Here is a 26,642-nt window from a genome sequence, read left to right as displayed (position 1 = left end):
CAAAGGCCCACTTGCCATTCACCTCTTCAATTAGTGTGCATAGTCTCTTTATAGGTCGTCCCCAAAGGCGGCCTGTTTTTATTGTGAGTGATACAGCAACATCACGATAATAGCACCTGAAATAGTCAACACAATATTGGCTACGGCATACGTTACCGTATACCCCAATGCCGGTATCTTACTTTGTACCGCATCTTGTACAGCCAGCAAAGCGGCCGATTCATCATGAGCTCCTGCACAGGCTCCCAATGCAATAGCCGGGTGGTACTTGAATACATAACGTGCCAGGTACAAGGCAAGCAACATGGGCAATATACTCAGGATCACCCCGGCAATGAATAGATTGATCCCTTCCTGTTCCAGCCCCTTGATAAAACCTCCACTGGAGGTAATACCCACAATCGCAATAAACATATGCAGCCCCAGCTTTTGTAATAACCATACCGACGGTGCAGGGATATTGCCAAATACAGGCCTCCTGGTGCGCAACCATCCAAAGAACAGCCCGGCAATCAAGGACCCTCCACTTGTACTAATGCTCAACGGAATATCTCCTGCCTTTACTGTTAAGGCTCCTACCAAAGAACCGATCACAATACCTATACCCATATACACAATATCCGTTTCAATGCCGCTTTGCTCCTTATATCCCAGTCTCTTGATCGCATTGTTCAGGTCTTCCCTGGCGCCCACTATTTCAAGAGTATCACCCTTTTCAATAGTTGTGCGTGCAGTGACTGGCATTTCTATCCCTCCCCGCATTATTTTACGGATGCCAACACCATGTACCGAATCCAATCTGCGCAATGCCGCAAGACTATGACCAAGCACCTTCTTTTTTGATATCACCACATTGGCCACTTCAATCGGAAAACTCAACAATTCCGGATCTATAATTTCTGCTCCCAGGAAATCTTCCGCTCCTACAATTTGCGTGCGTTGAGCACTCACTGCAATCACATCCTCCAGCAGTATTTTCGTGTCGGGAGTTACTTCTATTAACTTCCCCTTTCTTTTGATCCGTTGTACGTAGACAGGCTTTTCCTTTTATACATGTAATCCTCCATTGATCTCACCGTCATACCCGCACTAAATATTTCTTTCGTGATCGCATAAGCCCGGAAAGCAACCTGGTCATACGCCGTAGTAATACTGCCGCCATCCTCTTCTCCCGTACCCATTTCTGCTTCCAGCTCCTTGGCTTTTTCCACTACATTACCCCCAGCAGGATGGGCCCAATTACCGATAAGAACCAGGCCGTGCCTGCAGTGCCGAATATATACGTTACCGCATAAGCTACAGCGATCTGATCAGTCCATTGCTCTTTTACGTCATTGGTAATATCCAGCTTGCTGATCGAATCACCTGCTACCCCAATAATGGCCGAACAGGTATTGGATCCTGATAACAATCCTGCACCCGTGCCTGGTGTAAAGTGAAACAGTAAAGCCAATATATAAGCAAGCCCCAGGCTCGAGATACAAATGATGGCCGAAAAAGCGCATGCGATAAACCATCCTTCTTCAGCCCCTGGAAAAATTGTGGGCCAATACTATAACCCATCGAAAACAGGAACAGTAGGAAAAAGGTCGCCTTACTGGAGGCTGTCACGGGTATATCCCACCCACCTACCAATATCCCCACCAGCAATACCGAGGTAACAGTGCCAAGCGTAAATTTGCCCACTTTCAGTTTGCCAATAAAAAGCCTATAGCAAGCGTGAAAAATATAGCAATCTCAGGATAATGCCGTAGCGTTTCTTTTAGCCATTCCATGCCAATATGGTTTGTTTAAGTAGGTACCACGGTGTATTGGAAATAGGAGTTAGTTGGAGAGGTAAGACAGTACCCCCGGCCTGTTTTACAAATTACAGTTTTGATCCATTTGATACCTGTTTTGTTAATCCTATACTTCAAAAGAGGACACACCGGCTTCACATAACCGTCAATAACCGGCGTAACCAGCATCTCCCGCCAGTACCACAGATCCCCATCCCAGGTTATACCCCTCAAAACTCTGCATGCTGTTTTCTGCCTTCTTATCTTTACCCCATGAAATGCCTTCCGATCCTTTTATCATCAGTACTTTATTCTTCCTGGCTTCCTGCGGAAGCGCCAAAAGGCCATTACCGCCACTGAACCACCTGCCCGCATATTGCCGGCCCTGCCTGTATCACAGATCAATATCCCCATTAAAGTGTACATGAAGCCCCTCCTAAGCCTGATGGATAGTATGACAGCCAAAGAGTTTACCAGCGAAAAATGGCCCAACTACCTCCAAAGTGGTTGCGATTTCAGGTACAAATACCGGTTCGTACGCTCTCCGTTTACCTTTACATGCATTAACAATAAAGTAAACATCGCTTTCCGGGGCAATTACCAGATTGCAGGCAGCCGTTGTGTTTGTGCCTTCGATAAACAAGTATCGCCCTGGGTAAGCGGTTCCTGCGGTTTTGGCGATGAAGCCTTGCGCCGGGTAGACATTAATATCAGCTCCCTCCTCAACTTGCTTCCCAATCACCAGGTAATGACCACTACCCGGCTGGAAGCCCTGAAGCCCATCGACAAGTGCCAGGTAACCCTGCTCCAAAATGATATGACTTCCGAGATCATGGACAGTATCAAGGCGTCTGTAGAAACCTATTGCACTACCTTCGACAATTTTGTACAGGCCATCAACAATAACGACTTTTTAAAAAACTGGCGTAGCGGAGGAAGCCGGGTAATGCCTGTCAGCCACTATGGTTACCTCAACCTCAATCCTTCCAGCCTTCGTGTCAGTAAGTTCAATGTGAACCGCGATACCCTTTATTTTGCCCTTGGATTTCAGGGATCTCCTAAATTTTCATCCGACAGCAACCGCCTGGTTACCAGAGCGCCCCTGCCACCTATTACCGGTACCGACAATAGCGGTGCCATCAGCACTTACCTCGATGCCGTATATGAATACAAATTCTTCAATAAACTCCTCAATGATAGCTTAACCAATAAACCATTTGAAGTAGACGGTCGCACCTTCGTGATCAGGGAGGTCAGTATTCGCGGTAGCAATGATGGCAAAATTGCCGTCGATGTCTCCTTTACCGGCAACCGCAAGGGCGTATTTCACCTGAGCGGTACCCCTGTACTGGACTCCGCCAAACAATTCCTGTCCATGCCCGATATTGACTTTGCCCTCGACACAAAAGACATGCTGGTGAACATTGCAAAGGGTATGTTTCGTAGAAAGATCCTGAAAGAACTCCAGGGTAAATCAGTACTGGACATAGCCGCCCTCCTGCAAAAAAATAAAACCCTCATTGAAGCCCGCCTCAACCAGCAGGTAACTGATTGGATGAGCACCTCCGGGCGCCTGGAAAGCATCAAAGTGGTGGGGCTACTGCCCCAAAAAGATTATATCCAGGTACAAGCCTATATCAAAGGCAGCATCATATTAATTGGCCGCCCACCAGCTAATTTATTGAATATGAAACATTAACAAGTGAAAGAATTAAACTTCAGCCAGGCAACCAATTGCCCCTGCCTTCCGTATTATGGGGTGTTCAATAAAATATTGTAACTTATTAAATAAGTTTTGCAATTGTAAACCAACCATCCCTTGCTCGCAGATAACCCGAAAATTTCTGCCCTGTTGAATGGCTGTCGGCAAAATGACCGCAATAGCCAGAAGGAGTTCTATTATTTGCTCCGTGGATTCGCTTTGAAAATTTGTTACCGGTATACCAATGCTCAGGAAGAATCAGAAGAGATCATGAACGAAGGGTTTGTCAAACTGTTTAAGAACATACACCAGTTTGATGAAAACCGCCAGGAAGATACCTTACTATCCCTCAAAGGATGGTTCAAACGTATCCTGATCAATACCTGTATTGACCACTACCGGAAAATAAATGCTTCCGTCAGTGGCCATATCCTTAGCCAGGATTCTGAATCCATTCCCGACCACAGTGAAACCGGAATAGACATACTTTCATATAAAGAAATAGTGGAGGCTATCCGCTTATTATCACCGGGCTATAGGGCCGTGTTTAATTTATTTGTGATTGAAGGATTGAGCCATGAGGAAATTGCCCAGGTGCTCGGTATATCTGTAGGTGCTTCCAAATCCAACTTATCAAAAGCCCGTGATAACCTTAGAAAACTATTGTTGAACAAAACACAGTACAACGTGTATGTATCCCCTCAATGATAACGACCTTGACCGTTTGAGCAGGGAGGCTGCGGAACAATATGATGTGGATCAAAACACATCAGGTTGGGAAACATTGGAAAACCGGCTCAATAAAGAATTGCCCCGCAAAGAAGAGAAGGAGCGCAGGCGCTTTCTGTTCTGGCTATTCTTTATTGTACTGTTGGCAGGCGGTGGAGTATTGTGGACAATGACCGGTAAGAAACCCAATAACCTCGATCTTACAGGGGCAAATACCGTACCAGCTGCTCAAACCAATCAGCAAAATACAGGGGCTACTACTTCGGCTGTTGCATCCAATGAACCCAATGGGAAAACCAGCACTGCTACAGCAACCCCTGCAATACCAACTACTGCCGATAAACAAACTCCTTCATCTGCATCTATTCAGCCTGAAAATAAGAATAGCCTGCGCGGAGAGAGCAAGCCAGCAGAAGTTCCAGACGTTCAATCTCACCATACCCCTACTTTAAATAATAAACCCGCTATAAATTCAACAAGGGGTAAGATCATAACAGCCAATAAAAAGGCCCAACAAGATCAGCAGCTGCAAGATGGATCACTCATCAATAATAAGGTAGTCACTCGAAAGAACAATTATCCCACACCAGCAACGGATAAGGCTTACAATACCAATGAACACAACCAATCCTTGCTGCAAGAGCAAGATCCAAAGGCAAGCCGTGTGTCCTGGCCGGGTATCAAAGCGAGTGCCCTTGGCGCCATCAAAGCGCCGCCTTTAACCTTTGCCTTAAACGATAAGACACCCTCCCAGGCAATCCCCAAAAGAAAAAAAGACAATACTAACAACAAAGGTTTTGAAGTAGCACTCGTAGCAGGTCCCGATATGAGCAATGTACGGTTTACCGATATGGACAAAGCAGGATACAATGTAGGGGTACAAATAGCCTATCGTTTCTCCAATCGATGGTCTGTCAATACCGGGTTCCTCTATACCCGGAAGAACTACACTGCACAGGGCAAAGATTTTACCAAACCAAACACCGGTTGGTGGCAAAGCCTGGACCTTCATTCTGTGGATGGTTATTGCCAGATGTTCGACATTCCCTGAATCTGCGCTATGATTTTTCTGTCAATAACAAACAACGCTGGTTTGCCAGTGCAGGCGCTTCCTCCTATATCATGACCAGCGAATACTATAACTACGATTTTACCTATGGAGGTAATCGTATGCAGCGGTCGGCTGATAGAGACTCTACCAGTACCTACTTGTTTTCCATCCTGAACCTGTCGGCAGGTTTTGAACGTTCACTGAATAAACGTTTTTCTTTACAGGCCGAGCCTTACTTTAAGATCCCAATGAAAGGATTGGGTTATGGCAAGCTGGACCTTACCAGCTATGGTATTTATTTCTCCGTGAAGTACAAACTGGGCAAGCGGTAATTTGCTGTAATTGTTTGTAATACAAAGGCTTTTATTGGGTAAAACAGCCCCGGGGCTGGGAAAGCAACCACAATTGTTTGTAAAGCAAAGTCTCTTGTTCATAAAACAAGGGCTCTTGTATTTAAAACAACGGCCACTGTTTATACAACAACGGCTCTTACTGGTAAAACATTAGCTCCTGTTTGTAAAACAAAGCTCATTGCTTGTAAACCAAGGCTCATTGTTTGTAAACCACGGGCCATTGCTTGTAAAACAAAGACCATTGTTCGTAAAACAAGGCCCATCGCTTGTAAACCAAAGCCCGTTGTTTGTAAAACAAAGGCTTCCATTTTTAAAGCAAATCAGCTTGTTGGTAATGCAATCATTGTTTCTTTACCACCTTTTCCCGGCAACGGCTACACTTGCGGGTGAATTCTCCCGGCCAACCCACATTTGTCAAATTTTACGCCCGGGCCGGCAGCCCACGTACTATTTGCTAACCATGATCGTTACCTCCAACAAAGGGCCTGCCTCAATAAGACTGGCCAGGTAGTTGTTTAACCCGAAGCAGCATCCGGGGCACAAAGCCCGTGGTACGATACCATAAAAAAGCGTGTATTTTACATGTTATTAGTTTTTATAATGCTGGTATACTTTATTATATTTGTGTACTATGAGTACAACAGTTATGCCTACCAGACCAGTACACCACGGCAATAATGTAAAGCGCATCCGTGAAATACTACGTATTAAACAGGAGGTGCTGGCCGATACCATGGGTGTGAGCCAGCAAAAGATATCCCTGCTGGAACAAAAGGAGCAGATCGACAGCCAGCAGTTGGAAGAAATAGCCAAGGCATTGAATATACCGGCCGATCTTATTGAGCATTATGATGCGGAAGCCGGCATTAGCATCATTGCTAACCATTTTACGAACACGAGCCACGATAGTTCAACATTTCATTCAAGTGCCATCAATAGTAGCTGTACTTTCAATCCACTCGATGAATTGCTGAAGGCAATTGAAGAAAATAAAAAGCTGTACCAGGAATTACTGCGTGTAGAGCGTGAGAAGGTAGCGATGCTGGAGAAGATGCTGAATAAATAAAGGAAGATCACAAGGGCTCAAACGGCTCGAAGCTCGCAGCTCAAAGCCCGCAGATTGTCTTCCTACTTCGTCTCAAACCACAAAGGTTTGCCGTCGTCCCAGTTGCCGTTATAGTTAATGAACAATTCTTCCCCTGCCTTGATAAAACGCACCGTCTTGATCGTGATGATCTCATGCGTATAATCCATTTCATACTCACAATTGGAAGCATACGAATGATTATAGATGGGCACATAACCCAAGGCCATGCAACATTGCTTGCGGTCATTTCCCCACTCAAAGATGTAATCGTGTAAAATTGTCTGATCAAGTAAGCCGCGGTCATTTTCCCCCATTACAATAACAGGCGAAATTTCAACAATACTGTCTGCTTCCAGGCTTTGGGAAGTAAATACACCACGGCCCATTTCCCGGGTAGGAGCGATAAACAAACATGGAAGGATCATAAAAAAAACGGGGTATGAAGGTCAGGAATGCTATCCCGCCCAAATTAGCCATTATTTTTGAAGCCCCGCTGCCCTGGCCATTGATCTCAAAAAATTAATCTATGCCCCTTAACACCTGCCTTTTTAAGCACATTGCCAATAACCAAAGCCTTACAGCCAACCCCTAATGGCTTAAAGCTAATACCTTACCTTTACGCCGTTAGATTGCAATTGCCGAATGCGAACTACCGATTCCCGTTCTACCATAAATTTGACCCATGAGCAGCGAAAACATCACCTTACAGGACCAGTTTGAAGAGCTGATGCACAGCGGCAATGAAATCTCTATCCGCGAGTTCCTGAATGATCAGAACATCAGTGATGTGGCCGAGCTCATCAACGAATTGCCCGATTACGAAAGCCAGATCATCCAGCACATGAATATGCACCGCGCTGCCAGCGTATTCAAGATACTGGACCTGTCGACCCAGAAAGACATCATACAGGAATTACCTCCTTATAAAACGGCCGAACTACTCAATGAACTACCAGCCGATGACCGTACCTCCTTCCTCGAAGAACTGCCCAGTGAAGTAGTAAAGGAATTCATTCGCTTATTGGATCCCGAAGAACGCCGCGTTACCCTCTCCCTCCTGGGTTATGCAGAAGGCAGCGTAGGGCGACTGATGACCCCCGACTATATCGCTGTACAGGTCGACTGGACCGTAGCAGAAGTACTGGAGCATATTCGCGAAGTGGGGAAAGACAGCGAAACCATTGATGTGATCTATGTCGTAACCGATAAAGGCGAGTTTGTAGATGACGTCCGGATCAGGGAAATATTACTGGCCGGTCTCGAAAAACAAGTAGGCGAGCTCATCGATAATCGCTTTATAGCCTTACACGTCAATGACGACCAGGAAGAGGCCAACCAGGTATTTAAAATGAACAACCGCGTGGCCTTGCCCGTCATCGATGATAAAAACATCCTCCTGGGTATCGTTACCATTGACGATATCCTTTGGGTGGCCAATGAAGAATTTAGTGAAGACATGCAGAAAATGGGGGTACCGAAGCCCTGGATGAGCCCTACCTGGAAATACCCCTCATGAAGCTCTTTAAAAACGGGTCGTTTGGCTCGTAGTCCTTTTCCTGGGCGAAATGCTCACCGCTACCGTCATGCAATATTTTGAAGGACAAATACAAAAAGCAGTAGTACTGGCCCTCTTCATACCCCTTATTATTTCCAGCGGCGGTAATAGCGGATCACAGGCTTCCACCCTCATTATACAAGCCATAGCAGTGGGCGAGATCACCATTGTTGACTGGTGGCGCGTATTACGCCGGGAAATTCTCTCCGGCCTCCTCCTGGGCGCCATGCTGGGATTGATTGGCTTTTTCAGGGTGGTATTTTGGAATTCTATCTTCCACACCTATGGCGATCATGGCATCCTCGTGGCCTTTACAGTAGGCGCTTCCCTCATCGGTGTGGTATTATGGGGCACCATCTCCGGTTCCATGCTCCCCATTGTATTAAAAAGCTCGGTGCCGACCCCGCTACTTCCTCTGCTCCTTTTGTAGCTACGCTGGTGGATGTAACCGGCCTTGTTATATATTTTTCTGCAGCTTATATCTTTTGAGCGGTATTTTGCTTTAATATAGTTACACCCCGCATATCACAATTAACATCAATGAGAAAATCAACCCTCTTTACCCTGGCTTTGCTAGCTGCAATATCAGCAAGCAGCCAGACCAACCCCGCCAATTCACTAACCGTTGAAAAGATCATGCGCGATCCCAAATGGATAGGCACTTCTCCTTCCGGTCCCGAATGGTCATTCGATGGCAAGTATTTACTTTTTAGTTGGAACCCTGAAAAGGCCACTTCCGATTCCGTATACTACATTACCCCTACCGCCCTTACCCCCAAAAAACATCCTGGGCCTTCAGGCAGGATTTATTGGACGATGCCAGTGTCCGGTACAATACCAAACGTACCCAATACCTGTTTGTGCGCCAGGGCGATATTTACCTGGGCGATGTAAAAACCGGCCAGCAAAAGCCCCTTACACAAACCACCGAGTTTGAAAACAACCCCTTCTTTGCTTTCAACGACAATAAGGTAGTTTATACCCGTGGTCTGAACGTATATGCCTGGGATATCATAGCCGGTACTACCATCCAGCTCACCAATTTTCAGTCTGGTGCCGTAGCCACCCCTGCTCCCATCATGGCAGGCCCACAACGGGGCGGCGGTGGTCAGGGACAAGGTGGGGAGGCGGCTTCCGCGGTAACCGTGCAGCCACCACTGGCAACCTCCAGGAAAAATGGTTGCAGGAAGAAGCCCTGGAAAATTCCTTCGTATTGCAAAGCCGCAAAGAAAAAAAGAGACCTGGCCGACTCCATGCGCAAGGCCCAGCCCAAAGAAAAACACTCCGTACCATCAGTATAGAAGACAAATCCTTTCCGGTACCGCCGTGAGTGCCGATGGACGCTTTATTTCCTACCGCCTCATCAAAGCAGCCACAGGCGGCAAAAACACCATCGTACCCAACTATGTTACCGAAAGCGGGTTCACCGAAGATATTCCAGGTCGTACCAAAGTGGGCAATCCCCTTTAGCATACAGGAGTTCTTTGTATTCGACAGCCAGAAGGATACCGTATTCCAGGTAAAAACGGATTCTATTCCAGGTATCAGAGACCTGCCCGATTATGTAAAAGATTACCCGGCTATGTATGCCGAAAAATCGAAGAACCCTGCCCTGCGTGCCGTGAGCTTTCAAAATGCGTCTTGGTCACCCGCTGGCCCTTATGCCGTGGTGGAAATACGTTCGCAGGATAATAAAGACCGCTGGCTGATGTTACTCGATGGCGCTACCGGCAAGCTTTCCCTCTTGGATCGCCAGCGCGATGAAGCCTGGATAGGCGGCCCCGGCACCAGTGGTTTTGGTAGCTTCAGCACCGGCTGGATCGATGGCAATACCTTCTGGTTCCAATCAGAAGCCACCGGCTATTCCCATTTGTATACCATTAATGTACAAACCAAAGAAAAGAAAGCCCTCACCAGTGGTAAATATGAAGTACAAAGAACCATCCTTTCCAAAGACAAAAAATACTTTTATCTCACCACCAATGAAGTACATCCCGGCGAACAACATTTTTACCGGCTGCCGGTAACGGGTGGTAAGGCTGAGCGCATCACCACCATGACAGGCGCCAACCAGGTAACCCTTTCCCCCGATGAAAAATGGCTGGCCATCCTTTATTCCTATTCCAATAAACCCTGGGAACTATATCTCCAGGAAAACAAACCAGGTGGTAAAATTCAACAGGTTACTGCCGCTGCCCAGTCCGAAGAGTTCAAAACTTACCCCTGGAAGGAACCCGAAGTGGTCACCTTCAAAGCTAAGGACGAAAGCCGAAGTATATGCCCGCCTGTACCGCCCTGTACAACCTCATGCATCCAAACCAGCCGTGATCTTTGTACATGGCGCTGGTTACCTCCAGAATGCCCATAAATGGTGGAGCAGCTATTTCCGCGAATACATGTTCCACAACATGCTCGCCGATCAGGGATACACCGTATTGGACATTGATTACCGTGGCAGTGCCGGGTATGGCCGCGATTGCCGTACCGGTATCTATCGCCATATGGGAGGTAAAGATTTGAGCGATCAGGTGGATGGCGCCCAATTCCTCGTAGAGAAATGCGGCGTTAATCCCAGGAACATTGGCTTATATGGCGGCTCCTATGGAGGCTTCATTACTTTAATGGCTATGTTTAATGAGCCCAATGTTTTTGCGGCCGGCGCGGCCCTGCGCTCCGTCACCGATTGGGCCCATTACAACCACGGCTATACTGCCAATATCCTCAACGAACCTTTCAACGACAGCCTGGCTTACCGGCGTAGCTCTCCCATCAATTTTGCCGCCGGCTTGAAAGGGCATTTATTGATGTGTCACGGCATGGTCGACGTGAACGTCCATTTCCAGGATATAGTACGCATCAGCCAAAAGCTCATTGAACTGGGCAAAGACAACTGGGAACTGGCTGTTTATCCCATGGAAGACCACGGCTTTGTAGAGCCAAGCAGCTGGACCGACGAATACAAACGTATCTATAAGCTGTTCGAGCAGCAACTGAAGAAATAACGATCGATCATTTTTGCTAAAAGGTGGGTTACGCTCCAGTCGTGACCCACCTTTTGCTTTTATCACCGATCCTGGCGTAAGGTAACTGTCATCTTAATTTATTACGGCTGGTTCAAGGTATAAAGGTGGGTCGCTCTGTCGCCCGGCGAATGCAGCGTTGGAGAGCGGCTCACCTTCATCAGGAAAGAGGTGACACCTTTTCGTTTTCGTGGCGAGGGAAAGGTGTCACCTCTTAGCCCCCTGGCGTATGCGGTCCGGCACTGTGCGTAGCGTATTTGTGCCTTCAAAGCAAACGACTGCCGATTCACGCCCCCTTGCCTTTTTCTGCCCGCTATAACGGTTTAATGATTCTTCACTATTCGGCTCTCCGGCAAAAACTTGCAGGGTAGGCATAATATTCAATATATTGCAAACGTTTGTGTTGGAGCCGGCCTAATGGCCTGAAACAAAATACCAGTAACTCGAAACTTCTTACGTATGTGTGGAATTGTAGCCTATATCGGCCCCAAAGAGGCCTACCCCGTTATTCTCAAAGGCCTGAAACGATTAGAATACCGCGGCTACGATAGCTCCGGCGTAGCCCTGCTCAACAGCGGATTGAAAGTTTACAAGAAAAAGGAAAGGTGGCCGAACTCGAAGAAAGCCTTGTTGGTAAAGACCTCCATGCCAATGCAGGTATTGGTCACACGCGTTGGGCCACCCATGGTGAACCCAGCGACCGCAATGCCCACCCCCATATTTCTGCCAATGGTAAACTGGCCATGATCCACAATGGCATCATCGAAAACTATACACAACTGAAAGGTGAACTCCTGAAAAAGGATACACCTTCATCAGCGATACAGATACCGAAGTATTACTCAAATTCATTGAAGATATCCAGCTCAATAATGAATGCGGACTGGAAGAAGCCGTACGTATTGCCTTAAAGCGCGTAACAGGCGCCTATGTAATTGTTTTGATCGATCATGACCACCCCGATACCTTAATCGCCGCACGCAAAGGCAGCCCCCTCGTAATAGGGATTGGTAAAGGCGAACATTTCCTGGCCTCCGATGCCTCCCCATTATTGAATACACCAAAGAGGTGGTATATATCAACGATTATGAACTGGCCATCATCCGCCCCGATGAGCTGATCCTGAAGAACCTCGGTAATGAAAAGATCACTCCCTTTATTACCAAGCTCGATATGGAATTGGCCGCTATTGAGAAAAGCGGTTATGACCATTTCATGCTCAAGGAAATATTTGAACAGCCCCATACCATTTTTGATTGCCTCCGCGGCCGCCTCGATGCTGCCGCCGGTACCATTACCATGGCAGGCGTACAAAACAATATTGAGGCCCTGAAGAATGCTTCCCGCATTATGATTGTGGCTTGCGGCACCAGCTGGCATGCCGGCCTGGTAGCCGAATACATCATAGAAGAACTTTGCCGCATACCCGTAGAAGTTGAATATGCCTCCGAATTCCGATACCGCAACCCCGTTATACACAAAGGCGATGTGATCATTGCCATTTCACAAAGCGGTGAAACCGCCGATACCCTCGTAGCCATCGAAAAAGCCAAAGAACAGGGCGCTATCATTTTTGGCGTGGTAAACGTAGTGGGTTCTTCCATAGCCCGCATTTCAAATGCAGGCGCTTATACCCATGCTGGTCCCGAAATAGGTGTGGCCAGCACCAAGGCCTTTACAGCCCAATTGGCCGTACTCTCCATGATAGCCCTCAAAATAGCCCATGAAAAGGGTAGTATTGACAATAAACGGTTCATGTATTTGCTGAACGAGCTACAGGAAATACCCGAAAAAGTACCCGCAGCATTGAAAGACAGCGAGGCCATCCGCAAACTGGCCGAAAAATACAAGGATGCAAAAGACTTCCTCTACCTGGGGCGTGGTTATAATTTCCCCGTAGCATTGGAAGGGGCATTGAAATTAAAAGAGATCTCCTATATACATGCCGAAGGTTACCCCGCTGCCGAAATGAAACATGGTCCTATTGCCCTGGTCGATGAAACCCTACCCGTGGTTTTTGTAGCCACCAGAGATTCCTACCACGAAAAGATCGTGAGCAATATCCAGGAGATCAAAGCCCGCAAAGGAAAAGTGATTGCGGTTATCACCGAAGGCGATGAGGTGATCAGCAAAATGGCCGATGATGTCATTGTTGTGCCTGCTGCTGATGAGCTTGTAGCCCCCATGCTCAGCGTGATCCCATTACAGTTACTAGCCTATTATATAGGTGTGGCCAAAGGACTCGATGTAGATAAACCCAGGAACCTTGCCAAGAGCGTAACCGTTGAATAGATCCATATCCCATGTCAGTAGCTGGAATTACTAATTAGAAATTAATAATTAGTAATCAGTAATTAGTAATCAGTAATCAGCCATCTGCGCCATGAATGTAATAAAAAAGAGCCCCATCAATACATTGGGGTACCACTTTATTCCGCCGGGTACATTCCGAAAGGAAAGGATGAATACTACCTGCGTAACCAGCAAAATGAGAACGGTATCCAGTACCGTCAGTTAACCGCTTATGAAATAGAAGTGTTGGTGCGTAACCGCAATACATCTGATAATTGGAACAATATCCTCGTATCAAATGCCTTCACCCCCGAACTGGTACAAAATTGTAAATTCTTTGGTTTGGTGCGTATTGGCAAACTGGAACCCTTCTACCTGGAGTTTCACAACCTTCGCCGGCCTGTAGGATTGTATAACAGCACCATTATCAGCTGCGATTTTGGCGACAATATAGTGGTAGATAATGTCAATTTTATTTCCCACTACATCACCGGCAGCGAGGTCATACTCGTTAATATCAACGAGATCGATGCTACCGACCATGCCAAATTTGGTAACGGTATTCTCAAGGAAGGCGAAACCGAAGACATACGCATCTGGCTCGAAGTGTGCAATGAGAACGGTGGCCGCCGCATCATCCCTTTTGATGGCATGTTGCCGGGCGATGCCTGGTTATGGACCCAATTCCGCGATGATACCCTATTGCAGGAAAAACTGAAACAGTTTACCCAACAAAAGTTTGATACCCGTCGCGGTTATTACGGCTATATTGGCCATCGTACCGTTATTAAGAACTGCCGCATCCTAAAAGATGTAAATGTAGGTACCGATGCTTATATCAAAGGGGCCAATAAAATCAAGAACGTTACCATCAATTCCTCTGCCGAAGCACAAACACAGGTAGGAGAGGGGTGCGAATTGGTAAATGGCATCATCGGTTATGGATGCCGCCTCTTTTATGGCGTAAAAGCCGTACGCTTTTTCCTGGCATCCCATTCTCAATTAAAATACGGCGCCCGCCTCATCAACTCTTATTTGGGCGATAACTCCACCATTTCCTGTTGCGAAGTATTGAATTCCCTTATTTTCCCGGCCCACGAACAACACCACAACAACTCTTTCTTATGCGCAGCCCTGGTACAGGGACAATCCAATATGGCAGCCGGCGCTACCATTGGCTCCAACCACAATTCCCGCAGCCCGGATGGTGAATTAATAGCCGGTCGCGGTTTTTGGCCCGGCCTCTGCGTAAGCATCAAACACAACTCCCGTTTTGCCACCTTTACCATATTGGCCAAAGGCGATTTTCCCGTAGAGTTGAATATCCCCTTGCCGTTTTCACTCGTAAGCAACGATGTAACCAATAACAGGCTTGTTGTAATGCCTGCTTACTGGTTCTTGTACAATATGTATGCCCTGGCCCGTAATTCCTGGAAATATGTAGATCGTGATAAGCGCATTGATAAAACCCAGCATATTGAATTCAGCTTCCTGGCGCCTGACTCTGTAAACGAGATCGTACATTCCATCTCACTCCTCCAATTGTATACCGGTAAAGCATGGCTCAAAAAAGAAGGCAACCATAAAAACTGACTGTCGAAGAAATAACCGCCATAGGTAAAAAGCTGTTGGAGGATAATAACCCCGTCATCAATCAACTGGAAATATTGGCCGAAGGGTTTGAAAATAGTGCCCGGCCTGTTGTATTGGTGAAAGTACCTGCCGCCTACCGCATTTTCAAGGAGCTGATCGTTTATAATGCCGTACAACAACTGTTGGAATTTACCCGTCACCAGGCCATTAAATCCCATGAGCAGTTCACAACCCTGGTGCCATCTAAACCTGTTCTTTCATCATGGATCAATGCCGGCGGTCAGTTGGTATTGCGTACTGCACTCGATAAACTCATCAAACAAATACATGCGGGCCGCGTGAAGGGCTGGAACGATATCCATGCCTTTTATGGCCAACAGGCACAATCCTATCCACAGGAAAAATTGTTCCATGCCCTGGCTGCTTTAAAAGAAGTAACAGGCATCAACTTGAAAAAAGCGGGGCCGGCAGCCCTGAAAAACCTGGTGCAGCAAAGCATACTCACCAAAGAATGGATGGTAAAAGGCATTTATGAATCCCGTGCCAAAGATTACCGCAACCCTTTCCGGAAAATGGTTTATCAAACGACCGAAGAAATGAATAAAGTGGTGGGTAAACTAACCGATAATACATTTATCAAACAGGAACAGGCTGCTTTGGAATCCTACAAAAAAGACGTTCAACAACTCATAAAAAGTGGAAGCTGAATACGGTAATTCCCACTTAGACGAGCAAACTGTGAATCGTGAATATATGCGTAGCAAGGGTTTCGTAACAAATGTATTCATCCTGCATGCTTGCGGGACCAATTGCCGACTGCCGATTCGCGATTGCCGTCTCACTTCTCACGCCCCAGCAAATTGGGAAGTCAATTCATTCACCGTATCCTCCACACCATAGAAAGATGCAATTCTCCTGATCACCCCTTCCACCAGCGCATCCGGACAGGAAGCTCCACTCGTAATGAGTAGGCGAACTGGTTGCTGTACAGGAAGATAATCTCCTGATAATATTTCTTGTTTGGTGTGATAATTATAGTGCAGGATATTACTGGCGGAGATCAATTTGTCTTCTGCGTTAATAAAATACGTAGGCAGCTTTACTTCACATAATTCTACCAGGTGCGTTGTATTCGATGAATTATAACCTCCTACTACAATCGCCAGGTCGGCCGGCGTATCCAGCATATGCATGATGGCCGTTTGATTGTCATTCGTGGCATAACACAACGTGTCCCGCGTATCGGCAAACCTTTCCCCGATATTACTATCCGTCAATCCATATTGCTGCCGCATCGTTTGTTTCAGGTAATCGGCAATAGCCTGCGTATCAGTTGCCAACTGGGTGGTTTGATTCACTACCCCAATACGCTGTAAATCTTGCGTAACATCAAAACCCGGTGAATACCTGCCGGCAAAGCGCGTATAAAAATCAGCTCCGTCCTTTTCTCCTGTGATGTATTGCGCCAAAACCTGCGTTTCTGTCATATCATTCACGATGACCGAAGGGGCGTTTTCCGATGCATGCGAAAAAGTAGCCCTGGTTTCTTCATGCTTCGGCTTACCATGGATCACAATCGTATATCCTTTTTTAGCAATCTGCTCACTCCGGTTCCAAACCTTTTCTACAAAAGGGCAGGTCGTATTGTATTTTTCAATGGGTATGCCCAGTCCGGTAAGCCTGGCTTCTATTTCCAGCGTGGTGCCAAAGGCGGGGATGATCACCACATCATCAGGCGTCAACTCCTCAAAGCCGATCAACTGCTTCCCATACGTATCCTGTAAAAATTGTACCCCTCTTTGTTGCAGGTCCGCATTCACTTGTGGGTTATGGATCATTTCACTCAATAAGTAGATCCGTTTGCCGGGATTTTCCTCAATCGTGCGGAATGAGATCTCAATGGCATTTTCCACCCCGTAACAGAAACCAAAATGACGCGCCAGGTAAATATGTATAGGCCCCAGGTCAAGCAACGTAGGGGTAAAATCTTTCTTCATTTTATCGCCAGCCTTCCGGTTGTTTTTAATACCATGCAAAAGCGGGCTGCGATATATGATGGGAACGTTGAATGTTTTCATCTTGGCAAAGGTACAAAGTTGCCGGTGAATGCATCACTTACGGTCAGATGGGCTATATTCGTATCGTTTCCAACCCATCATGATTTATGCCGAGACGCTTTACACCTGTAGCATGGAGCACCGATACCAATATTTATGAAGTCAATATCCGTCAATATTCCCCCGAAGGAACATTTGCGGCTTTTGGCCGGCAGCTACCCCGCCTGGCGGCCATGGGCGTAGAGGTACTCTGGTTCATGCCCATTACCCCCATCAGTAAAGCGGGCCGCAAAGGCACCATGGGCAGCTATTATGCCTGCGCCGATTATACCACTACCAATCCCGAATTTGGCACCGTCAACGACTTTAAAAACCTCGTACAACAGGCACACACTGCCGGCATGAAGGTCATTATTGATTGGGTGGCCAACCATACCGGCCTCGATCATGTATGGACAACTACCCATCCCCAGTATTTCAAGAAAGATATTGATGGTAAATTTTATGATACCCATGGCTGGGACGATGTAATTGATCTCAACTATTACGACCAACCCATGCGGCAGGCCATGATCGATGCCATGGCTTTTGGATCAAGGAATGCAATATCGACGGATTCCGTTGCGATATGGCCCACCTGGTGCCCCTCGATTTCTGGCGGCAGGCCCGTACCGCCCTCGACCCCCTGAAACCATTGTTCTGGCTGGCCGAAACAGAAGATCTACTGTACCTCGATGTTTTTGATACTTGTTATGCCTGGCGCTGGATGCACCAAACCGGGAAATATGCTAAAGCCCAGGTGAACCTCCAAAACCTCGTAGATTTACTGAACCTCTACCTGCAACAGTTTCCGTCAGGTACCTGCCCCTTGTTTTTACAGCCAACCATGATGAGAACAGCTGGAATGGCACCGAATACGAAAAATATGATGGAGCTGCCAGGCCACTGGCCGTTTTTAATGCTACCTGGTATGGAATACCGCTTATTTACAGCGGACAGGAATTGCCCAACCTGAAACGGCTGAAGTTTTTTGATAAAGATCCGATTGAGTGGACTGGCAACAACCAGCTGCACGATTTCTATCGGTCATTGAACCTGTTGCGCAAGCAACATCCTGCTATCAATACCGCCAGTGCCACACAACCCATTCGTATAGCCACTACTCAAAACGACCAGGTGTTTGCTTTCCTGAGGCGCTACGAAAACAGGCAATTGCTCGTTATATTGAACCTTTCTCCTCAGCCCCTCGCCATACAGCTACCAGGTGGTCAGGTACAGGGAACCTTCACCAATCTATTGGATGCCAGTTCCATTTTCATCACCTCCCAATTAACGATTGATCTCAAGGCCTGGGATTACCTGGTATTAACCAATTGAACATGGAGCATTGAAAATTGAGCATTCCTCGCCTCATCCGCAACTAATCCGTGAAATCCATTCCAATCCGCGAAATCAGCGCTTAATCTGTGTGATCTGCGATAAAAAAGCGGGACCCCGTTAAGAGTCCCGCCGCACCTTTTATTATGATCTAAGCTTAATCTGTATTACTACATTAATCTGCGAAATCTGCGATTAATCGGCGATTAATTCGCGCTGTTCATAGGTATCACAATTGGATAGATACCTTCATATCCGGGATACATACCTTCTATCTTTACATTTCCCGTAACCCCTTCCAATATCTTCCGGAATTCGTCTACCGTCTTCACTTCTTTACCATCTGCTTTTAAGATCACATAGCCTTCCTGTACACGTACTTTGCTAAGAGCGCCCTTACCACTGATGGATTTGATGACTACGCCACCATTCACACCCAGTTGTTTTGCATCTTCTTTGCTCAGCGTTTCCAGCTCTGCACCCAGTTTGTCTATGGCCGATGTGCGTACGATATCAGTTGATCCGGTAGCATTGCGCAACGTTACAGCAACCGTATTTTCTTTACCTTCTCTTTTGTAAGAAATGTTCACCTTATCACCGGGGCGGTAAGTAGCGATCTGTCCAACCATATCGGCGCCACTTACTACTGGCACACCATTGATCTTGGTAATGATATCGCCTTTCTTGATACCGGCAGCGGCGGCAGCGCCTTCTGTACGTGCATTCAATACATACACACCTTCGCCCTCCTTAATACCATTTTGTTCTTTCACTTCGTCGCTCAGATTCTCACGGGGATATTCAATACCCAGGTAAGCTCGTTGAACCGTACCGTGCTTCATCAGGTCGGCCACTATTTTCTTCACGATATTTACCGGGATCGTAAACGAATAACCGGCATAGGCGCCCGTTGGAGATGCAATGGCCGAGTTGATACCGATCAGTTTACCATCGGTATTGATCAGCGGACCACCACTATTACCGGGATTCACCGCGGCATCCGTTTGAATGAACGATTCTACCGGTGTACGGCTCTGACGGCTGTTAATATCCAGCGTTCTGCCCTTGGCGCTCACAATACCCGCCGTAACCGTTGTTTCCAGCGTTAAGGGATAGCCTACTGCCAGTACCCACTGACCCACCTTTACATCATCCGAATTGCCATAGATCAGGAAGGGTAGCCCTTTGGCTTCTACCTTGATCACTGCCAGGTCACTGCTGGGGTCGGCGGCTACCAGCTTGGCCTTGAATGTTTTTTTATTGTTCAGCGTCACATTAATCTCGTCCGCCCCCTCTACTACGTGATTATTCGTTACGATATAACCATCTTCGCTGATGATCGCGCCGGAGCCCGATGCCATTTGGGGCACCGACCGCAAACGGTCACCAAAGAAATCATCCAGGTCCATATCAAACAGGTCGCCAAAAGGACTTCTCCGGGGCAGGTTATTACTGGCCGTACGCGTTGCTTTTGTTTTGATGTGTACCGTAGCTGGTATCGCGGCATTGGCTGCAGGCACAAAGTCGGCAGGCGCATTCGTCAACCCTTTAAAGTCGGCATAATTGGCCGGCACCTTCCCACTGTCATTATTGTCATTCTGATACACATACGTATCCTGCTTGGCGTACTTCTGATACCCCCACATGGTTGCGAACGTTGTGGCAGCACTCAATAACACAATCGCTGCTATCTGTTTAAACTTCATATTCGGTTGTAATTTTATTTTTGCTGTTGAAAATATACGAATTCAAATCATATAACCGGTCACAACAAATTAACACCACAAAACCTATAAGGATCGAACCTCCCCTCCGGTTTAACAATTAATTTACTAAAGTCTTCGTACTTGCTACTACAAATTTAAAACAATAACTCGGAAACTCAACCAGTTAGACAACCCAAAACTGCCCGCTTATCCCAATCCTTCAACCATTTTCCCGCTTCAGGCTTTCTGACTTTCCTCCCGTATAACTATCAGGACGGACTTTCCCGACTTTCGGACTTCCCGACTTCCCGACTTTCGGACTTTCGGACTTTCCCTACTTTCCCTACTTTCCCGACTTCCCTCACAACCCAACCAGGAATCGCATCGTATCAATGCCATCCGCATAATCCGTCAATCCTGGTTGTTGAGCCTGCCCGAAAGGGAGCCATTTTTTACCCACTATACATTGAATATCTGTGTTATTGGCCAGGTCCTCGGCAGTTGCTGCTGCATCTTTGTAAAACGAATAGTGCAACTGACTGATCGGGGAGAAAGGAGAAGCATTTTCATGCAGTATGATACTCCCGTTTGTCATATAATACGACTTATTCAGGATTAAGATGGCTAGCTGGTAATCGTAATTGTTCTTGTATTTATGGTGACCCGCCAGCTCCTTGTACTTTTTAAAGGTCTCCAGCAGCGGTACAAAATCATAATCTGCTGGCACATACAACTGCGTTACATTCCGGCAACCCAGCCCAAAATACTGGTACACATCGTCCGCCAGTAAAGCCAGTTCCTCTACCGTTTCATTGCCATCCAGGATGGCTACCGAGGTGCGGTTGCGACGGATAATATGCGGATATTTCGCGAAATAGTAATCAAAATACCGCGCTGAATTATTGCTGCCCGTGGCTATATAGGCATCACACCCCTTCAGCATAGGCTGCAGCGTTACCAGCCCTTGCGTGGCCGGCACCCAGCTATGCAATTGTTCTACCAGGTGCTTGATCAGCACCTCATCCTTGGAGGAGGGTTTAATCGTTTGCCCGTGGCCGCTCATGAACACCGACAGGAAGTCGTGAAAACCAACCAGCGGGATATTGCCGGCCATAACGATCCCCACATTTTTTTGGCCGGCATTTTCGGCCGGGATGCCATATTGAGTGGCCCAATCCGATAGCTTACCCGCGTTCAAAAATTCATAACCAATCCCTTTTATAGATAGCTCAATAAACTCCGGTGTAAACCAACCGTTCTCCCGGGAAGCCTTTTCCTTGGCCGCTGCCCATTGATTATCAGCCGATAAAATATATTCTCCCAACCGCTTCCCTAAATCTATCCGTTGTTGTAAATTCATTACAGCTTATATTTGTCGTGCAAAATAACTGTATTCGATCCATTAAAATTCAAGCAATATATGTCTATCAAAATAACAGATGAATGTATCAATTGTGGAGCTTGCGAGCCGGAATGCCCCAATAATGCCATCTACGAAGGCGGTGTTGAATGGGCTATTTCCGACGGCACCAACGTAAAGGCAGTTTTACCCTCCTGGATGGGAGCGTGGTGGATGCCGACCAGCGTTTTGCCCCCATTAGTGTCGATATCTACTATATAACCCCAATAAATGCACTGAATGTCAAGGGTTTCATGAAGAACCCCAATGTGCGGCCGTTTGCCCTGTAGATTGCTGCGTACCCGATGAAATGTACCAGGAAACAGTAGATGAGCTGATGGCTAAGAAAGCAAAAATGCACCTTTAACAGTATTGTGCATAAGTACCCCTTCCAAAATTTGGAACAGAGTACTTGATTGTTGTAACTTAACAGTATTCAAATAGTAACTGTAGTCTTAGTACTACTCCAAGCAGGCGGGTGATATTTCCCGTTGTAGAAAGGTGAAGAGATTAACGTCCTTCACCTTTCCGATTTTTAGATAACATCCTTCATCTTTCTCCTCCATCGAAGCAAAACTTGCCCCTGGCGCAAATAGGAGTATTTGTTACTCCGCCATTTGCTCCGGGCGTACCTATGCCAGGCAAGTGAAGCTGGCTACGGGTAAACAATCAAAGTTACACCTGGCGAGGAGTTGGCTCGCCAGGCCGCGCGGAGCGATCGGGCCTGGCATCAAGGCAAAAGAACAGAAAAGCCGCACCCTGCCGTGCTTACGCCCCTTCGACGCAAACGCATTGCCGCTACACGATTTCCCCCACACACTTATTGCCCTAAACTGCACACTTAACCCCCATATCTGCACATTTATTGGTTTGTCCTTTGCCGGTTGAAAAATTAGTCATTACTTCATACTGATGAAGAGCAGTCATACCCGCAGCGGTTACCCGCTTTTGTCGGCGGTATGCGGGTTGCTTTCAAATGCTAAACCTTAACCGAAAGAAGTTAAACATGGCCCTTAAAATAACAGACGAATGTATCGTTTGCAATGCTTGTGAGCCGGAATGCCCTAACAATGCTATTTATGAGCCCGGGGTGGAATGGGCCATCTCCGACGGTACCAAGGTAAAAGGTAATTTTACCCTTCTGGATGGACGTGTAGTGGATGCCGGGCAGCGCTTTGCCCCCATTAGCACTAACTATTACTATATTGTTCCCGATAAATGTACAGAATGCCAGGGGTTTCATGAAGAACCACAGTGCGTGGTAGCTTGTCCTGTCGACAGCTGTGTGCCCGATGACATGTACCAGGAAACTGTAGAGGAGTTGATTGCCAAAAGGCAAAAATGCACCTTTAACATTTACCTGCCGGATATCTTTGCGATTATTTTGCTTAACCATTTACCCAAAACCTGATTGCCCGTGAGAAAACCAAAACCATGGCTGTTGATATGCTTCCTGAACCTTGTTTGCCTGCAAAAGGCGGCGGCCCAGGAAGGAACATCTTTCGTCGATAAACTCATTAATTTACCCTCCCGGTTTAATGAACGCATTCAAAAAAGACCGATAAGCTCGAGGCCCAACTTACCCGGCAAACCGAAAAGTACCTGCAGCGCCTGGCCAAAAAGAAGAGAAACTCCGGCGGAAATTAATGAAGACCGACTCCACGGCTGCCAAACAACTCTTTGATGGTTCTGCCGAAAAATATGCCCAACTCCAGCAACAACTTAAAAATCCTACCGCTATCGTTGGCCGCAGTGGCGGGCAATACATGCCTTATGTGGATTCCCTGAAAACTTCCCTTTCCTTCCTGCAACAAACCAATGGCTTGCTCAATTCCGAAGAAGCTAAAAAGGTTACCGGTTCCCTTCAGCAGGTACAACAACTCCAGGGTAAGCTCCAGCAAAGCGAACAGGTAAAAGCCTTTATCAGGGAACGCAAAGAACAGATCAAAGCCACCCTTAGCCGGTATACCACCCTTCCCCAAGGCCTCACCAAGGGATACCAGGATTTCAATAAAGAACTCTTTTATTATTCCCAACAACTACAGGAATATAAGGACATGCTGAATGATCCTGATAAACTCCTGACCAAAACATTATCACTACTCAATAAACTACCCGCCTTTCAAAGCTTCATGCAACAGCATTCCGAGTTGGCCGGACTGTTTGCTGTACCTGCTGGTTATGGCAGCAACCAAAGCCTGGCTGGCTTGCAAACCCGCAGCCAGGTACAACAGCTGATGCAAAATCAATTGTCTGCTGCTGGCCCCAACGCACAACAACTCTTGCAACAAAACCTGCAGGCGGCCCAGGCACAGCTAAATACCCTGAAAGACAAGATCAACAAATTGGGTGCTGGTGGCGCTGATATGGACATGCCCGATTTTAAACCCAACAACCAAAAACAAAATCATTTTGGAAGCGCCTGGAATATGGTACCAACTTGCAAACCCAGAAATCAAGTAACTTTTTCCCCACCACTTCCGATCTCGGACTGTCAGTTGGTTACAAACTCAGCGATAAAAGCATCATTGGGGTGGGTGGCAGCTATAAAGTGGGCTGGGGCAAAGACATACGCAACATCAATATTAGCAGCCAGGGAGCCGGCCTGCGATCTTTTCTCGATGTAAAACTCAAAGGCAGCTTTTTTGCCTCTGGTGGATTTGAATACAATTACCAACCCCTGTCGTATACACAAACATTGACGCCCCAGGAACAAAAACGTGCTGAAGAATGGCAACAGAGTGGGTTGGTAGGTATCAGCAAGATCATCTCTCTAAAGAGCAAGGCCTTCAAAAAACAAAGGTTCAGTTGCTATGGGATATTCTCAGCTACCAGCAAGTGCCCAAGGCCCAGGCCTTGAAGTTCAGGGTAGGATATAGTTTTTAGTACTTCAAAATAAAGCATCCATACGGCGATTGTTAATCGCTCTAACACCAAACCTCATATATGAAATTTTTACTCTCTGCTGCCCTCCTTGGGCTGGCCCTGAATTCCTTTGCCCAAACAAATACCATTGGTACAACTGGAAATGTAGGAATTGGAACTACCAGCCTGCAAAGCCTGCTGCATTTTGCCAATTATGCCTTCGAAAAGATCACGAAGAGCTTACCCTGTATATTATTGAACAGAATAAGGAAATATAACAGATAAAAGCAAGGCCGCTGGAACAGGAACAAAAAACAAACGATCCGATTAAATCAAAAAATAATCCCTTTAAAAGAAAAAATCATGAATTATACTAAACTCTTATTGGTTGCAGCGATAGGTATATGCAATAGTAATGCTTCAGCTCAATGGTCATTAACTGGTAATAGCTCCACAACACCTGGCACACATTTCCTCGGAACCACCGATAATAAGAACTTGATAATAAAAACGAACAACCTGGAAGCAATGACAATCACTGCTAATGGGAATTTAGGGGTGGGGACCCTTTACCCAAAAGCAAAATTGCACCTTACCCGGACCAATAACAGCAATTGGAGTGCCAACGTACCCGACAATGCACTGCTGATGATAGGTGGACAAGATGAGCAATTTGAAGGCCAGTACATTAATTTCAAAACCCCTCTTCCAATATCGGTAATATTATCTATCCGGACGGCCAACAGATATACTGGTTTTCTGCAGATATTTTAATAGGTAGATATAAGAATTTTGCCAAATGGTCATTCAAAGAGAATCATGGAGCTACATTGGGTAGCAGTACAAAAGACATCATGTATGCGAAGCTGCTTGATGTCGGTGGATTTACTAACCTCGAACAAATTGTACTGGCTCCCGATGCCGGTAATGTGTCCATTGGTACAAATGACTCCCGCGGTTTCAAACTGGCCGTTAATGGCAGCGCCATCTTCACCAGCGCCAGGGTAAAACTGGAGCAGAATTGGCCTGATTATGTATTTGAAAAAGATTACCAACTCATGCCACTGGCTGATCTCGAAAAAATTTATTCAAAAGAACAATCACTTACCTGAGATTCCTTCTGCTGCAGAAGTAGAAAAGGAAGGCCTTGACCTGGGTGTGAACCAGGCTGCCTTGCTTAAAAAAATTGAAGAACTCACCCTGTATATTATTGAGCAGAATAAGAGGATTGAGAAGCTGGAGCAAGAAGTGCTTCAATCAAATAAAAAAAGAAATTAGTTAGTTCATTTTGAATGAAAAGAGAATTATATGAACAAATGGATGTTAATTATCAGTGTTTTTATGCTTCAGTCTCACTGGGGCAAGTGAATCTGCAAACGGGTGCCGCAGAATTGGCTTTCCTTTATTTCAGTATTCAGATACTAAGAGTGGCCTAAGTACACATCTGGGGCTTTCCTATGTTTCCGGTAATGGATTAAAGGTAAATGAACTAGCTAGTTCTATTGGAGCCGGATGGGCGCTGCATGCAGGTGGATTTATTTCGAGAATTCAAAACGGTGAGCCGGACGATCAGGTTGGATCTGCCAGTGATCCTAGCTTTGTTGACGCCTTGGCTTTTGGATCACATCAGAATGGTGCTACCCAAACGGTTATCTATATACTACAGTCTTACCACAAAATGCGATACCTAATAGGTTTTCACATACTCCCCAGTTTCCGTTCAATTGGGGGCTCCAGGTTTTAGACAAAACTTTGATGACCGGGAGCAGGATGTTTTTGTATTTCAGTTCAATGGACGCATTGGAAAATTTGTAATCGGGAAAAATAAGATCCCAAAAGTGCTAAATGACAGTAAGGTCTTGATTTCGTTTGCCGAGACAAATATGGAAAATGAGAATATACAAACCCGTATTTCTTCCTTTATAATAACTGATGAACAGGGGATTCAATACAAATTCTCTGAAAGGGAAATAACAGATGTTTTAAGATACAATAATGGCATACAGGTCAACAACTATCGGGTTCTTAAGGGCATTGAACATGGGGAGTACGTAATAGAAAAATAATAACCAAATGGT

The 26,642-nt window shown here is 46.4% G+C and carries 35 protein-coding genes and 3 pseudogenes; 29 read left to right on the top strand and 9 right to left on the bottom strand.

Annotated elements, in window-relative coordinates:
* Positions 1-78: 78 nt before the first annotated feature.
* From RS881_RS44025 to RS881_RS44010, 4 genes and pseudogenes are all read right to left on the bottom strand, one after another.
* Positions 79-960, bottom strand: a complete 882-nt coding sequence (locus RS881_RS44025; RefSeq protein ID WP_315816604.1) for an aspartate-alanine antiporter-like transporter — start codon at positions 958-960, stop codon at positions 79-81.
* Positions 961-998: 38 nt separating this feature from the next.
* Positions 999-1,211 (bottom strand): hypothetical protein, encoded by a 213-nt coding sequence (locus tag RS881_RS44020; protein WP_315816603.1) that lies wholly within the window; start codon positions 1,209-1,211, stop codon positions 999-1,001.
* Positions 1,211-1,686 (bottom strand): annotated as a pseudogene (locus tag RS881_RS44015) (aspartate-alanine antiporter-like transporter). The gene RS881_RS44020 and the pseudogene RS881_RS44015 overlap by 1 nt, the downstream one beginning before the upstream one ends.
* 258 nt (positions 1,687-1,944) lie before the next feature.
* Positions 1,945-2,118, bottom strand: a complete 174-nt coding sequence (locus RS881_RS44010; protein WP_315816602.1) for a hypothetical protein — start codon at positions 2,116-2,118, stop codon at positions 1,945-1,947.
* 36 nt (positions 2,119-2,154) lie between these two features.
* Here RS881_RS44010 and RS881_RS44005 point away from each other — a divergent pair, with 36 nt between their 5' ends.
* From RS881_RS44005 to RS881_RS43990, 4 genes are all read left to right on the top strand, one after another.
* Positions 2,155-3,477 (top strand): DUF4403 family protein, encoded by a 1,323-nt coding sequence (locus RS881_RS44005; RefSeq protein WP_315816601.1) that lies wholly within the window; start codon positions 2,155-2,157, stop codon positions 3,475-3,477.
* Positions 3,478-3,597: 120 nt separating this feature from the next.
* Positions 3,598-4,188, top strand: coding sequence for an RNA polymerase sigma factor (locus RS881_RS44000; RefSeq protein ID WP_315816600.1), 591 nt, complete (start codon positions 3,598-3,600; stop codon positions 4,186-4,188).
* Positions 4,172-5,260 carry an outer membrane beta-barrel protein gene (locus RS881_RS43995; protein WP_315816599.1) on the top strand — a complete coding sequence of 363 codons (1,089 nt, stop codon included), beginning with the start codon at positions 4,172-4,174 and terminating at the stop codon, positions 5,258-5,260. The genes RS881_RS44000 and RS881_RS43995 overlap by 17 nt, the downstream gene beginning before the upstream one ends.
* Positions 5,236-5,592: a hypothetical protein gene (locus RS881_RS43990; RefSeq protein WP_315816598.1), complete on the top strand. Its 357-nt coding sequence runs from the start codon at positions 5,236-5,238 to the stop codon at positions 5,590-5,592. The genes RS881_RS43995 and RS881_RS43990 overlap by 25 nt, the downstream gene beginning before the upstream one ends.
* A 140-nt stretch (positions 5,593-5,732) precedes the next feature.
* Here RS881_RS43990 and RS881_RS43985 read toward each other — a convergent pair whose 3' ends face one another.
* Positions 5,733-5,921 carry a hypothetical protein gene (locus tag RS881_RS43985; protein ID WP_315816597.1) on the bottom strand — a complete coding sequence of 63 codons (189 nt, stop codon included), beginning with the start codon at positions 5,919-5,921 and terminating at the stop codon, positions 5,733-5,735.
* 338 nt (positions 5,922-6,259) lie between these two features.
* Here RS881_RS43985 and relB point away from each other — a divergent pair, with 338 nt between their 5' ends.
* Complete coding sequence (relB, locus tag RS881_RS43980) at positions 6,260-6,679, top strand: type II toxin-antitoxin system RelB family anti-toxin (protein WP_315816596.1); 420 nt, start codon at positions 6,260-6,262, stop codon at positions 6,677-6,679.
* Positions 6,680-6,741: 62 nt separating this feature from the next.
* Here the strand turns inward: relB and RS881_RS43975 are convergent, their stop codons facing one another.
* Positions 6,742-7,125 (bottom strand): SET domain-containing protein-lysine N-methyltransferase, encoded by a 384-nt coding sequence (locus RS881_RS43975; protein ID WP_315816595.1) that lies wholly within the window; start codon positions 7,123-7,125, stop codon positions 6,742-6,744.
* Between the two features lie 257 nt (positions 7,126-7,382).
* Between RS881_RS43975 and RS881_RS43970 the strand changes: the two genes are divergently transcribed.
* The 12 genes and pseudogenes from RS881_RS43970 to RS881_RS43915 all read left to right on the top strand — a co-directional run bounded on the left by RS881_RS43970 (position 7,383) and on the right by RS881_RS43915 (position 15,867).
* Positions 7,383-8,216 carry a magnesium transporter gene (locus RS881_RS43970; RefSeq protein ID WP_315816594.1) on the top strand — a complete coding sequence of 278 codons (834 nt, stop codon included), beginning with the start codon at positions 7,383-7,385 and terminating at the stop codon, positions 8,214-8,216.
* Between the two features lie 49 nt (positions 8,217-8,265).
* Positions 8,266-8,744: pseudogene (locus RS881_RS43965) on the top strand (magnesium transporter).
* Between the two features lie 51 nt (positions 8,745-8,795).
* Complete coding sequence (locus RS881_RS43960) at positions 8,796-9,149, top strand: hypothetical protein (RefSeq protein WP_315816592.1); 354 nt, start codon at positions 8,796-8,798, stop codon at positions 9,147-9,149.
* Positions 9,065-9,556 (top strand): DPP IV N-terminal domain-containing protein, encoded by a 492-nt coding sequence (locus RS881_RS43955; protein ID WP_315816591.1) that lies wholly within the window; start codon positions 9,065-9,067, stop codon positions 9,554-9,556. Before RS881_RS43960 ends, RS881_RS43955 begins: the two co-directional genes overlap by 85 nt.
* A gap of 25 nt (positions 9,557-9,581) precedes the next feature.
* Entirely contained in the window at positions 9,582-9,725 is a 144-nt protein-coding gene (locus RS881_RS43950; protein WP_315816590.1) for a hypothetical protein, read from the top strand.
* Positions 9,661-10,623, top strand: a complete 963-nt coding sequence (locus tag RS881_RS43945; RefSeq protein WP_315816589.1) for a DPP IV N-terminal domain-containing protein — start codon at positions 9,661-9,663, stop codon at positions 10,621-10,623. The genes RS881_RS43950 and RS881_RS43945 overlap by 65 nt, the downstream gene beginning before the upstream one ends.
* A complete protein-coding gene (locus tag RS881_RS43940; RefSeq protein WP_315816588.1) occupies positions 10,580-11,257 on the top strand; it encodes an alpha/beta hydrolase family protein in 678 nt (225 codons plus the stop codon). Before RS881_RS43945 ends, RS881_RS43940 begins: the two co-directional genes overlap by 44 nt.
* Positions 11,258-11,880: 623 nt before the next feature.
* Positions 11,881-12,186, top strand: coding sequence for a hypothetical protein (locus RS881_RS43935; RefSeq protein ID WP_315816587.1), 306 nt, complete (start codon positions 11,881-11,883; stop codon positions 12,184-12,186).
* Positions 12,090-12,395 (top strand): hypothetical protein, encoded by a 306-nt coding sequence (locus tag RS881_RS43930; protein WP_315824799.1) that lies wholly within the window; start codon positions 12,090-12,092, stop codon positions 12,393-12,395. Before RS881_RS43935 ends, RS881_RS43930 begins: the two co-directional genes overlap by 97 nt.
* The gene (glmS, locus tag RS881_RS43925; protein WP_315816586.1) at positions 12,344-13,567 is read left to right on the top strand and encodes a glutamine--fructose-6-phosphate transaminase (isomerizing); all 1,224 of its coding nucleotides are present in this window, start codon (positions 12,344-12,346) and stop codon (positions 13,565-13,567) included. Before RS881_RS43930 ends, glmS begins: the two co-directional genes overlap by 52 nt.
* 243 nt (positions 13,568-13,810) lie before the next feature.
* Positions 13,811-15,160 carry a DUF4954 family protein gene (locus tag RS881_RS43920; protein ID WP_315816585.1) on the top strand — a complete coding sequence of 450 codons (1,350 nt, stop codon included), beginning with the start codon at positions 13,811-13,813 and terminating at the stop codon, positions 15,158-15,160.
* A 35-nt stretch (positions 15,161-15,195) separates the two neighbouring features.
* Complete coding sequence (locus RS881_RS43915) at positions 15,196-15,867, top strand: DUF6819 domain-containing protein (RefSeq protein ID WP_315816584.1); 672 nt, start codon at positions 15,196-15,198, stop codon at positions 15,865-15,867.
* 138 nt (positions 15,868-16,005) lie between these two features.
* Here RS881_RS43915 and RS881_RS43910 read toward each other — a convergent pair whose 3' ends face one another.
* Entirely contained in the window at positions 16,006-17,238 is a 1,233-nt protein-coding gene (locus RS881_RS43910) for a 4-hydroxy-3-methylbut-2-enyl diphosphate reductase (protein ID WP_315816583.1), read from the bottom strand.
* An 86-nt stretch (positions 17,239-17,324) separates the two neighbouring features.
* Between RS881_RS43910 and RS881_RS43905 the strand changes: the two genes are divergently transcribed.
* The 3 genes from RS881_RS43905 to RS881_RS43895 are packed head-to-tail and all read left to right on the top strand — an operon-like array spanning position 17,325 to position 18,594.
* Positions 17,325-17,906 (top strand): alpha-amylase family glycosyl hydrolase, encoded by a 582-nt coding sequence (locus tag RS881_RS43905; RefSeq protein WP_315816582.1) that lies wholly within the window; start codon positions 17,325-17,327, stop codon positions 17,904-17,906.
* Positions 17,858-18,232, top strand: coding sequence for an alpha-amylase family protein (locus tag RS881_RS43900; protein ID WP_315816581.1), 375 nt, complete (start codon positions 17,858-17,860; stop codon positions 18,230-18,232). The genes RS881_RS43905 and RS881_RS43900 overlap by 49 nt, the downstream gene beginning before the upstream one ends.
* On the top strand, positions 18,220-18,594 hold the full coding sequence (locus RS881_RS43895) for an alpha-glucosidase C-terminal domain-containing protein (RefSeq protein WP_315816580.1): 375 nt from the start codon (positions 18,220-18,222) through the stop codon (positions 18,592-18,594). Before RS881_RS43900 ends, RS881_RS43895 begins: the two co-directional genes overlap by 13 nt.
* A gap of 206 nt (positions 18,595-18,800) precedes the next feature.
* Here the strand turns inward: RS881_RS43895 and RS881_RS43890 are convergent, their stop codons facing one another.
* Positions 18,801-20,300 (bottom strand): trypsin-like peptidase domain-containing protein, encoded by a 1,500-nt coding sequence (locus RS881_RS43890; protein WP_315816579.1) that lies wholly within the window; start codon positions 20,298-20,300, stop codon positions 18,801-18,803.
* 361 nt (positions 20,301-20,661) lie between these two features.
* Positions 20,662-21,660, bottom strand: a complete 999-nt coding sequence (locus tag RS881_RS43885) for an acyl-CoA reductase (RefSeq protein WP_315816578.1) — start codon at positions 21,658-21,660, stop codon at positions 20,662-20,664.
* 60 nt (positions 21,661-21,720) lie between these two features.
* On the opposite strand from RS881_RS43885, the pseudogene RS881_RS60795 reads away from it, so the two are divergent.
* The 9 genes and pseudogenes from RS881_RS60795 to RS881_RS43845 all read left to right on the top strand — a co-directional run.
* Positions 21,721-21,768: pseudogene (locus RS881_RS60795) on the top strand (ferredoxin); the annotation flags it as partial.
* A gap of 41 nt (positions 21,769-21,809) precedes the next feature.
* A complete protein-coding gene (locus RS881_RS43880; RefSeq protein WP_315825038.1) occupies positions 21,810-21,989 on the top strand; it encodes a hypothetical protein in 180 nt (59 codons plus the stop codon).
* Positions 21,990-22,705: 716 nt separating this feature from the next.
* Positions 22,706-23,110, top strand: a complete 405-nt coding sequence (locus tag RS881_RS43875) for a 4Fe-4S binding protein (RefSeq protein ID WP_315816577.1) — start codon at positions 22,706-22,708, stop codon at positions 23,108-23,110.
* A 235-nt stretch (positions 23,111-23,345) separates the two neighbouring features.
* Entirely contained in the window at positions 23,346-24,326 is a 981-nt protein-coding gene (locus RS881_RS43870; RefSeq protein ID WP_315816576.1) for a hypothetical protein, read from the top strand.
* A 319-nt stretch (positions 24,327-24,645) separates the two neighbouring features.
* Positions 24,646-24,849, top strand: coding sequence for a hypothetical protein (locus RS881_RS43865; protein ID WP_315816575.1), 204 nt, complete (start codon positions 24,646-24,648; stop codon positions 24,847-24,849).
* A 78-nt stretch (positions 24,850-24,927) separates the two neighbouring features.
* Positions 24,928-25,338 (top strand): hypothetical protein, encoded by a 411-nt coding sequence (locus tag RS881_RS43860; protein WP_315816574.1) that lies wholly within the window; start codon positions 24,928-24,930, stop codon positions 25,336-25,338.
* 80 nt (positions 25,339-25,418) lie between these two features.
* A complete protein-coding gene (locus RS881_RS43855; RefSeq protein ID WP_315816573.1) occupies positions 25,419-25,676 on the top strand; it encodes a hypothetical protein in 258 nt (85 codons plus the stop codon).
* Entirely contained in the window at positions 25,603-25,842 is a 240-nt protein-coding gene (locus RS881_RS43850) for a hypothetical protein (RefSeq protein ID WP_315816572.1), read from the top strand. The genes RS881_RS43855 and RS881_RS43850 overlap by 74 nt, the downstream gene beginning before the upstream one ends.
* Positions 25,843-26,288: 446 nt before the next feature.
* Entirely contained in the window at positions 26,289-26,630 is a 342-nt protein-coding gene (locus tag RS881_RS43845; protein ID WP_315816571.1) for a hypothetical protein, read from the top strand.
* Positions 26,631-26,642: the final 12 nt, after the last annotated feature.

The organism is Paraflavitalea speifideaquila, assembly GCF_032395985.1.
GTDB lineage: Bacteria > Bacteroidota > Bacteroidia > Chitinophagales > Chitinophagaceae > Paraflavitalea > Paraflavitalea speifideaquila.
Note: the sequence above shows the minus strand (reverse complement) of the source record. Positions and strands in the feature narration are given on the sequence as shown.